The sequence below is a fragment of the Streptomyces sp. 3-6 genome (genome assembly GCF_056323165.1).
Genome location: NZ_JBWHZP010000018.1, coordinates 89,049 through 97,905 on the forward strand (window position 1 = coordinate 89,049; position 8,857 = coordinate 97,905).

The following is an 8,857-nucleotide window of genomic DNA, read 5'->3' on the forward strand; positions in this document are numbered from 1 at the left end:
CGGTGAGGCCGACGACGACGTCAAGGAGGGCCGCCGTGACCAGCACAGCCGATACGGCACCAGCCGCACCCGAGGTCAAGCGGGACCGCACGCACTATCTCTACATCGCGGTGATCATCGCGGTCGCCCTCGGCATCGGGGTGGGCCTGCTCGCACCGGACTTCGCGGTCGGGCTGAAGCCGATCGGCACCGGCTTCGTGAACCTGATCAAGATGATGATCTCCCCGATCATCTTCTGCACCATCGTGCTGGGCATCGGTTCCGTGCGGAAGGCCGCCAAGGTCGGCGCCGTCGGCGGCATCGCGCTCGGCTACTTCATGGTGATGTCGGTCGTCGCCCTCGCCATCGGCCTGATTGTCGGCAACATCCTCGACCCGGGTACCGGCCTCGCCATCACCGACGCGGTCAAGGAGACCGGCCACGCCCAGATCGACGCGGAGGCCAAGGACACCACCGAGTTCCTGCTCGGCATCATCCCGGGCACCATCGTGTCCGCGTTCACCTCCGGCGAGGTCCTGCAGACCCTGCTCATCGCCCTGCTCTGCGGCTTCGCGCTGCAGGCCATGGGCGACGCCGGCCGGCCGGTGCTGCGCGGCATCGAGCACATCCAGCGCCTGGTCTTCCGGGTGCTCGCCATGATCATGTGGGCCGCCCCGGTCGGCGCCTTCGGCGCCATGGCCGCGGTCACCGGGTCCGCCGGCCTGGACGCGCTCAAGAGCCTCGCCGTGCTGATGCTCGGCTTCTACGTCACCTGCGTGCTGTTCATCTTCCTGGTGCTGGGCGCCATGCTCCGGATCGTGGCGGGCCTGAACATCTGGACCCTCTTCCGCTACCTGGGCCGCGAGTTCCTGCTGATCCTGTCGACCTCGTCCTCCGAGTCGGCGCTGCCGCGGCTCATCGCCAAGATGGAGCACCTGGGCGTCAGCAAGCCGGTGGTCGGCATCACCGTCCCGACCGGCTACTCCTTCAACCTCGACGGCACCATGATCTACATGACGATGGCCTCGCTGTTCATCGCCGACGCGATGGGCACACCGATGTCGGTCGGCGAGCAGATCCCGCTGCTGCTGTTCCTGCTGGTCGCCTCCAAGGGGGCGGCCGGCGTGACCGGCGCGGGCCTGGCGACGCTGGCCGGCGGTCTGCAGTCGCACAAGCCGGCCCTGGTGGACGGCATCGGCCTCATCGTCGGCATCGACCGCTTCATGAGCGAGGCCCGCGCCCTGACCAACTTCGCCGGCAACGCGGTCGCCACGGTGCTGATCGGCACCTGGACCAAGGAGATCGACAAGGAACGGGTCCAGGAGGTCCTGACCGGCCGGGCGCCGTTCGACGAGCGGACCCTGCTGGACGACCACGCCGGCTCCGCCGACGACACGGCCCCGGCCGCCGCGCCCGCGGAGCCGGCCGGGGCGGGCGGCGAGAAGGAACTGGCCAAGGCCTGAAGCCGCGGCCCCGGCGGGACCACGCGTCCCCCTCTCCTCCCGGGCGGCCGGGCGGTTCCCCCCACCTCCTGCCGCTCAGCCGTCCGGGTCCCCCGGAGGCCCCTCCCGTACCGGGCCTCCACCAGCCGGGCGGCCGGGTCCCGCCTCCCCCGCGGATTCGGCCGCCCGGCCCTTGTCCGGGCATCAAAAAACCCCCGGCAATTGCGTCCGGGGGTTTTCGCGGCGTATATTCGATGATTCGCGACTTCGAAGAGAAGAATCGAAGTCGGAACTCAATGAGTGCATCATATCCGGGCGGGAGCTGCATTGTCAAACACCGAATTTCCGGACGATGAATTGCGAGAGGAACAGGAATTCATCGACGGACTGTACGCACGCGTCGACGCCCTCCGCGGTGACGCCGAGGAGTCCGTGAGGGACGCCCTCGCCCAGGGGAACACGCCCATGCAGGCGCGGCTGGAACGGGACATCCTCGTCGCCGAGCGCTCCGGCCTGCTCGCCGCGCTCGACGCGGTGGACGGCTCCCTCTGCTTCGGCCGCATCGACCTCGGTTCGGGCGACAGCCACCACATCGGCCGCATCGGGCTGCGCGCCGACGACACCGAGCGCACCCCCGTCCTGATCGACTGGCGCGCGGACGTCGCCCGCCCGTTCTACCTCGCCACCGGCCACACCCCGATGGGACTGCGGCGCCGCCGCCACATCTCCACCGAGGGCCGTGAGGTCACCGCCCTGCACGACGAGATCCTCGACCTGGGCGACGAGACCCGCACCGGCCACGAGGACCCCACCGGCGACGCCGTGCTGCTCGCCGCCCTCGACTCCGCCCGCACCGGCCGCATGGGCGACATCGTCCGCACCATCCAGGCCGACCAGGACCGCATCATCCGCGCCCCGCACCGCGGGGTCATGGTCGTGGAGGGCGGCCCCGGCACCGGCAAGACCGCGGTCGCCCTGCACCGCGCCGCCTACCTCCTCTACGAGCACCGCGACCTGCTGGCCCGTCGCGCCGTCCTGATCGTCGGCCCCAACCCGGCGTTCCTCGGCTACATCGGGGAGGTGCTGCCCAGCCTCGGCGAGACCGGCGTGCTGCTGGCGACCGTGGGCGAACTGTTCCCCGGCGTGCGGACGACCCGGACCGACACCCCGGAGGCCGCCGCCGTCAAGGGCCGGGCGGACATGGCCGGTGTCCTCGCCGAGGCGGTCCGCGCCCGGCAGGCGCTGCCCGACCCGGTGGTCACCATCGAGCACGACCGCGACGTGCTGATGCTCGACGACGACCTGGTGCGCGTGGCACGGGAACGCACCCGGGCCGCCAGGCTGCCGCACAACGAGGCCCGGGAGCACTTCGAGGGACACATCCTCAACACGCTCACCGACATGGTCGCCGAACGCATCGGCACCGACCCCTACGACGGCTCCAACCTGCTCGACCCCAGCGACGTCACCCAGATCCGCGACGAACTCGCCCAGAACCCCGAGGTCTGGTCCGCCATCGACCTGCTGTGGCCGCGGCTCACCCCGCAGCGCCTGGTCGCCGACCTCCTCGCGGCCCCGGATGACTTCCTGCCCGCCGAGGACGCCGACGCCGTCCGCCGCCCGGTGACCCGGCACTGGACGGTGTCCGACGTGCCGCTCCTGGACGAGGCCGCCGAACTGCTCGGCGAGGACGACCGTCTCGCCCGGGAGCGGGCCGACCGCGAACGGCGGGCGCAGGTCGCCTACGCCCAGGGCGTCCTGGACGTCTCCTACGCCTCCCGGACCTACGAGTTCGAGGACAAGGAGGAGGACGACCCCGACTCCGTCGAGGTGCTCTCCGCGCACGACATCATCGACGCGGAACGCTTCGCCGAACGCCACGAGGAGGAGGACCACCGCAGCGCCGCCGAACGCGCCGCCGCCGACCGCACCTGGGCCTTCGGGCACATCATCGTCGACGAGGCGCAGGAGCTGTCGCCCATGGCCTGGCGGCTGCTGATGCGGCGCAGCCCCACCCGCTCGATGACCCTGGTCGGCGACCCGGCGCAGACCTCGGAGGCGGGCGGCGTCGGCTCCTGGTCGGAGATCCTCGCCCCCTACGTGGAGGACCGCTGGGAACACACCCGCCTCGGCGTCAACTACCGCACCCCGGCCGAGATCATGGAGGTCGCGGCGGCCGTGGTCCGCGCCGAGCACCCCGGCTTCGAACCGCCCGGCTCGGTCCGCTCCACCGGGGTGCGGCCCTGGGCCCGGGCCGGTGACGACCTGCCCGGCGCCGTCGCGAAGGCGGTGGGGGAACTCACCCCCGCCGAGGGCCGCCTCGCCGTCATCGCGCCCCGCGACCTGCACCGTGCGCTGGCCGCGCGCCTCGACGGGGTCACCGCCGGCGCCGAGCCGGACCTGACGCACCCCGTGGTCCTGCTCGACCCGCGCCAGGCCAAGGGGCTGGAGTTCGACTCGGTGCTCGTGGTCGAGCCCGGCCGCTACGGCACCAGCGACCTCTACGTGGCGCTCACCCGGGCCACCCAGCGGCTCGGCGTCCTGCACTCCGCACCGCTGCCGCGGCCGCTGGCCGAGGCGCTCGCCCCGGACCCCGCCTGACGCGGGACCCGGGGCCGCCCGCCCGGTTCACGCCGGGCGCAGCCACACCGTCGCCAGGGGCGGCAGGACCAGCCGGATGCTCGCCGGGTGGCCGTGCCGGCCCTGCGGCTCCGGCTTCACCGGGTCCGGGTTGCCGACGCCGCTCCCGCCGAAGCGGGCGGCGTCGGTGTTCACCGCCTCGTGCCAGGCGGGCACGTCGTCCGGCACCCCGAGCCGGTACGCGGAACGGACGACCGGGGCGAAGTTGCTGACGGCGAGCAGCGGGGTGCCGTCGGCGTCGTGGCGCAGGAAGGCGAGCACGTTGTCCTCGGCGGCGTCGCCCGTCACCCAGCGGAAGCCCTCGGGACGGGTGTCGAGGCGCCACAGCGCGGGGGTGTGCCGGTAGACGGTGTTCAGCTCCCGCACCAGATCGCGCACCCCGCGGTGGTCGGCCTCCGCCCCGTAGTGCGGGTCGAGCAGCCACCAGTCCGGCCCGTGCGCCTCCGACCACTCGGCGCCCTGGGCGAACTCCTGCCCCATGAACAGCAGTTGCTTGCCCGGGTGGGCCCACATGAAGCCCAGGTAGGCGCGCAGGTTGGCGCGCTGCTGCCACCAGTCGCCGGGCATCTTCGACACCAGCGACCGCTTGCCGTGCACCACCTCGTCGTGCGAGATCGGCAGCACGTAGTTCTCGCTGTAGGCGTACACCATCGAGAACGTCATCTCGTGGTGGTGATGCCGGCGGTGCACCGGGTCGTGGCTCATGTAGGCCAGCGAGTCGTGCATCCAGCCCATGTTCCACTTCAGCCCGAAGCCCAGGCCGCCGAAGCCGCTCGGTCCCTGGTGGTGGGTGGCCCGGGTGACGCCGTCCCAGGCGGTCGACTCCTCGGCGATCGTCACCACGCCCGGCACCCTGCGGTACACCGTGGCGTTCATCTCCTGCAGGAACGCCACCGCGTCCAGGTTCTCCCGCCCGCCGTGCTCGTTCGGCGTCCACTGGCCGGGCTCGCGCGAGTAGTCCAGGTAGAGCATCGAGGCGACCGCGTCGACCCGCAGCCCGTCGATGTGGAACTCCTCGCACCAGTACAGGGCGTTGGCCACCAGGAAGTTGCGCACCTCGCGCCGCCCGAAGTCGAACTCCAGGGTGCCCCAGTCGGGGTGCGCGGCCCGCAGCGGATCGGCGTGCTCGTACAGCGGGCGCCCGTCGAACTCGGCCAGCGCCCACTCGTCGCGCGGGAAGTGGGCGGGCACCCAGTCCATCAGGACCCCGATGCCGGCCCGGTGCAGCGCGTCCACCAGGTACTTGAAGTCGTCGGGCGAGCCGAGCCGGGCCGTCGGCGCGTAGAAGCCGGTGACCTGGTAGCCCCAGGATCCGCCGAAGGGGTGCTCGGCGACCGGCATCAGTTCCACGTGGGTGAAGCCCAGGTCCTTGACGTACGCGGGAAGCTGCTCGGCCAGCTGCCGGTAGGTCTGTCCCGGCCGCCAGGACGGCAGGTGCACCTCGTACACCGAGAACGGCTGCTCGTGGGCCGGCGCCTGCGCCCGCCGCTCCAGCCACTCGGCGTCGCCCCACGTGTAGGCGGACGAGGTGACGACGGACGAGGTGGCCGGGGGGACCTCGGTCCGGCGGGCCATCGGGTCGGCGCGCAGCGTGCGCGAGCCGTCGGGCCGGGTGATGTCGAACTTGTACAGCTCGCCCTCGCCGATCCCCGGCACGAACAGCTCCCACACCCCGGTCGCCCCCAGGGAACGCATGGGGAAGGCGGTGGCGTCCCAGAAGTTGAAGGTGCCGGCCACCCGCACCCCGCGCGCGTTGGGCGCCCACACCGAGAAGCGGGTACCGCTCACCCCCTCGTGTGTCATCGGGTGCGCGCCCAGCACCGTCCACAGCTCCTCGTGCCGGCCCTCACCGATCAGGTGCAGGTCCAGCTCGCCGAGCGTGGGCAGGAACCGGTAGGCGTCCTCGGTCTCGTGGACCGTGTCCGCGTAGCGCACCAGCAGGTGGTACGCCGGGACCTCCCGCAGCGGCAGCAGCCCGGAGAAGAACCCCGCGCCGTCGTCGTGCAGGTCCACCCGCACGCCCCCGGAGACGATCGTCACCGCGTGGGCGTACGGCTTGAACACCCGGAAGACGACCCCGCCGGGCACGGGGTGGGCGCCGAGCACGTCGTGCGGGGCGTGATGCGCGCCGTTCAGCAGCCGCTCCCGGTCCTCGTCGCCGACGGCGGGGGAGACGGCGATCTCCATGTCGGGGGGTACGGGCTGACGGGTGGCGGTGTCCGTGTCCCCGGCCGGCTCCCGCGGCGCGCCGGCACCGGGCCGCGCCCCCGCGTCTGCCCCCGCGTCCGCCGCCGGACCGCCGGCCGCGACGGCCTCCCGCGGGCCGCCCTCCTCCGCCGGGAGGCTTTTCGCCGTGGTCTTCTTGCCAGGAGCCTTCTTCACCGCGGTCCTCTTCGCCGCCGCCTTCTTCGATCCGGCCTTCTGCGCCTTCTTCCGGGCCGCCGTCCTCTCCGCCGGGCCGTCGGCCGACGCCCCCGGGGTCTTCTTCCCCGCCGCCTTCACCGTCTCCGCGGCCCGCGCGCCACCGGCCTTCTCCGTCGTCTCCCGCGCCGCCCGGTCCGCCGGCCCCGCCGCCTCCCGGCCGGCCGCCGTGGCCCTCTTCCGGGCGGCCTTCTTCCCCGCGGTGCCGGTCCCGTCGGGCTTCTTCGCCGCGGACTTCTTCCGCGGTACGGCGGGCGGCGGCACGGCCTGCCGTCCGTCCGGCCGTCCGTCCGGCTGGTCGGGCTGCGGAGCGCTGGGCTCGGGGCGGGGGGTCACGGGCGGAGCCTCCTGGACGAAGGGGTGGTCAGGTCGGGTCGGCGGCGCCGGAACCGGCGAGCCGGCGCACGGCGGCCATCGGCACGGGCAGCCACTCGGGGCGGTGCCGCGCCTCGTACAGCACCTCGTAAACCGCCTTGTCGGTCTCATAGGCACGCAGCAGCACCGGTTCGGTGCGCGGGTCGCGTCCGGCGGTCTCCGCGTAGCCCGTGCAGTAGGCCGCCCGGCAGCGCGCGGCCCAGTCGGCCTGCGGCGGATCCACGGAGCGGGCCGCGTAGTCGAAGGACCGCAGCATGCCCGCCACGTCCCGCACCGCGGGCTGGGGCATGCGCCGCTCGGCCAGCGGGCGGGCCGGCTCGCCCTCGAAGTCGATCAGCGACCACTCCCCGGCCGGGGACCGCAGGCACTGCCCGAGGTGCAGGTCGCCGTGCACCCGCTGAGCGGTCCACTCGTACCCCTCGGAGGCCAGGTCCTCCAGCGCCGTGTACGCCGACCGCAGCTCCGCCTCGTACGGCCGCAGCGCCGCCACCGCCCGCACCGCCGCGTGCAGCCGCTCGGTCATGCCGTCGACCAGGGACCGCAGCTGGGGGTGGCCCAGGCTCACCGTCGGCAGGGCACGGGCCAGCGCGGTGTGCACCTCGGCCGTGGCGCGCCCGAGGGCACGGGCGTCGGCGAGGAAGTCCTCGCCCTTGGCCAGCGCCCGCAGCGCCAGCTCCCAGCCGTCCGTCGCGCCCTGCACGTACGGCTGGAGCACGCCGAGCACGTACGGCTCCGCCGCGGGCGGGCCGGGCGCCCCGGCCCCGGCGTCGGCGAGCAGCCAGGCCGTGGGCGGCGGCACCCGGGTGCCGCCCTCCCGCGCCAGCGCGAGCGGCAGCTCCAGGTCGGGGTTGACGCCGGGCACGACCCGGCGCAGCAGCTTCAGGATGTAGGTGTCCCCGTAGACGACGGAGGAGTTCGACTGCTCGGCGGTCACCAGGCGCGGCACCAGGCCGGACCGGATCTCCCGACGGGGGTCCCGCTCGAAACGGAGCCCGCCGATCCGAGCCTGGGTGCGCAGGGCTTCCAGGAGCAGTTCGGCGGGCCGGGTGTCGTGCAGGGCCTCGTAGACCGTCCGTCCGGCCAGCGGGCCCCGGGTGACATGACCGATCAGCGCGGGCGCCAGCCGGGGCGGCAGCGCCTCGCGCACGCCTATGAACAGCTGGTAGCAGTCACCGGGCTGCTGCTCCTGCCCGCCGTGGCCCGCGGCGAGCGGCTGCCGCGCACGGACCAGCAGGTGGTACAGGCCCAGCGTGGCGGTGGGCGGCAGCAGCTCGGTGACCGAGACCGGGGTGAAGCCCGTGACGGGGCGCCCCTTGCCCGCGAACCAGCGCTGTCTGGGCAGCCATTCCCTCAGCAGTGGATCGAGTGACGCAAGGAGGCCGGGCGGTGCGCTGACGGTGCGGGTGACGGCTTCCGACATGGCGTCGCGTCCTTTCCCCCTCGTCGGCGGGGCGCTCGGGGCGCCGCCGGTGGGCGGGGTGTTACTGATGCGTGCCCCGGGCGGGGCGGAGGAAACCGCCCCGCCCCGGTTCTACGAGGCGTCCTTGCGGAGCCGGAACCAGTAGAAGCCGTGCCCCCCGAGGGTCATCAGGTACGGCAGTTCCCCGACGGCGGGGAAGCGCACCCCGCCGAACAGTTCGACCGGGTGCCGCCCCGCGAAGGCGCTCAGATCGAGCTCGGTGGGCTGTGCGAAACGGGAGAAGTTGTTGACGCACAGGACGAGGTCGTCCTCGTACTCGCGCAGGAAGGCGAGGACGGCCGGGTTGGAGGAGGGCAGCTCGGTGTAGGTGCCCAGGCCGAAGGCGCTGTTCTGCTTGCGGATCTCGATCATGCGGCGGGTCCAGTGCAGCAGACTGGACGGGGAGGCCATGGAGGCTTCCACGTTGGTGACCTGGTAGCCGTAGACCGGGTCCATGATCGTCGGCAGGAAGAGGCGGCCGGGGTCGGAGGAGGAGAAGCCGGCGTTGCGGTCCGGGGTCCACTGCATGGGGGTGCGGACC

At 73.2% G+C, this 8,857-nt stretch carries 5 protein-coding genes; 2 read left to right on the plus strand and 3 right to left on the minus strand.

The window, feature by feature from the left end:
- The first annotated feature begins 35 nt into the window (after positions 1-35).
- Positions 36-1,442 (plus strand): cation:dicarboxylate symporter family transporter, encoded by a 1,407-nt coding sequence (locus AC02VZ_RS21885; protein ID WP_432058457.1) that lies wholly within the window; start codon positions 36-38, stop codon positions 1,440-1,442.
- 336 nt (positions 1,443-1,778) lie between these two features.
- Positions 1,779-4,022, plus strand: coding sequence for a HelD family protein (locus AC02VZ_RS21890; protein ID WP_476476185.1), 2,244 nt, complete (start codon positions 1,779-1,781; stop codon positions 4,020-4,022).
- Positions 4,023-4,049: 27 nt separating this feature from the next.
- On the opposite strand, the gene glgB is transcribed toward AC02VZ_RS21890, so the two are convergent.
- The 3 genes from glgB to AC02VZ_RS21905 all read right to left on the minus strand — a co-directional run.
- Positions 4,050-6,818 (minus strand): 1,4-alpha-glucan branching enzyme, encoded by a 2,769-nt coding sequence (glgB, locus tag AC02VZ_RS21895; RefSeq protein WP_476476186.1) that lies wholly within the window; start codon positions 6,816-6,818, stop codon positions 4,050-4,052.
- A gap of 28 nt (positions 6,819-6,846) precedes the next feature.
- Positions 6,847-8,277, minus strand: a complete 1,431-nt coding sequence (locus AC02VZ_RS21900; RefSeq protein WP_476476187.1) for a maltokinase N-terminal cap-like domain-containing protein — start codon at positions 8,275-8,277, stop codon at positions 6,847-6,849.
- Between the two features lie 111 nt (positions 8,278-8,388).
- Positions 8,389-8,857, minus strand: a 469-nt coding sequence (locus AC02VZ_RS21905; RefSeq protein ID WP_476476188.1) for an alpha-glucosidase C-terminal domain-containing protein, incomplete at its 5' end; no start/stop codon positions are given.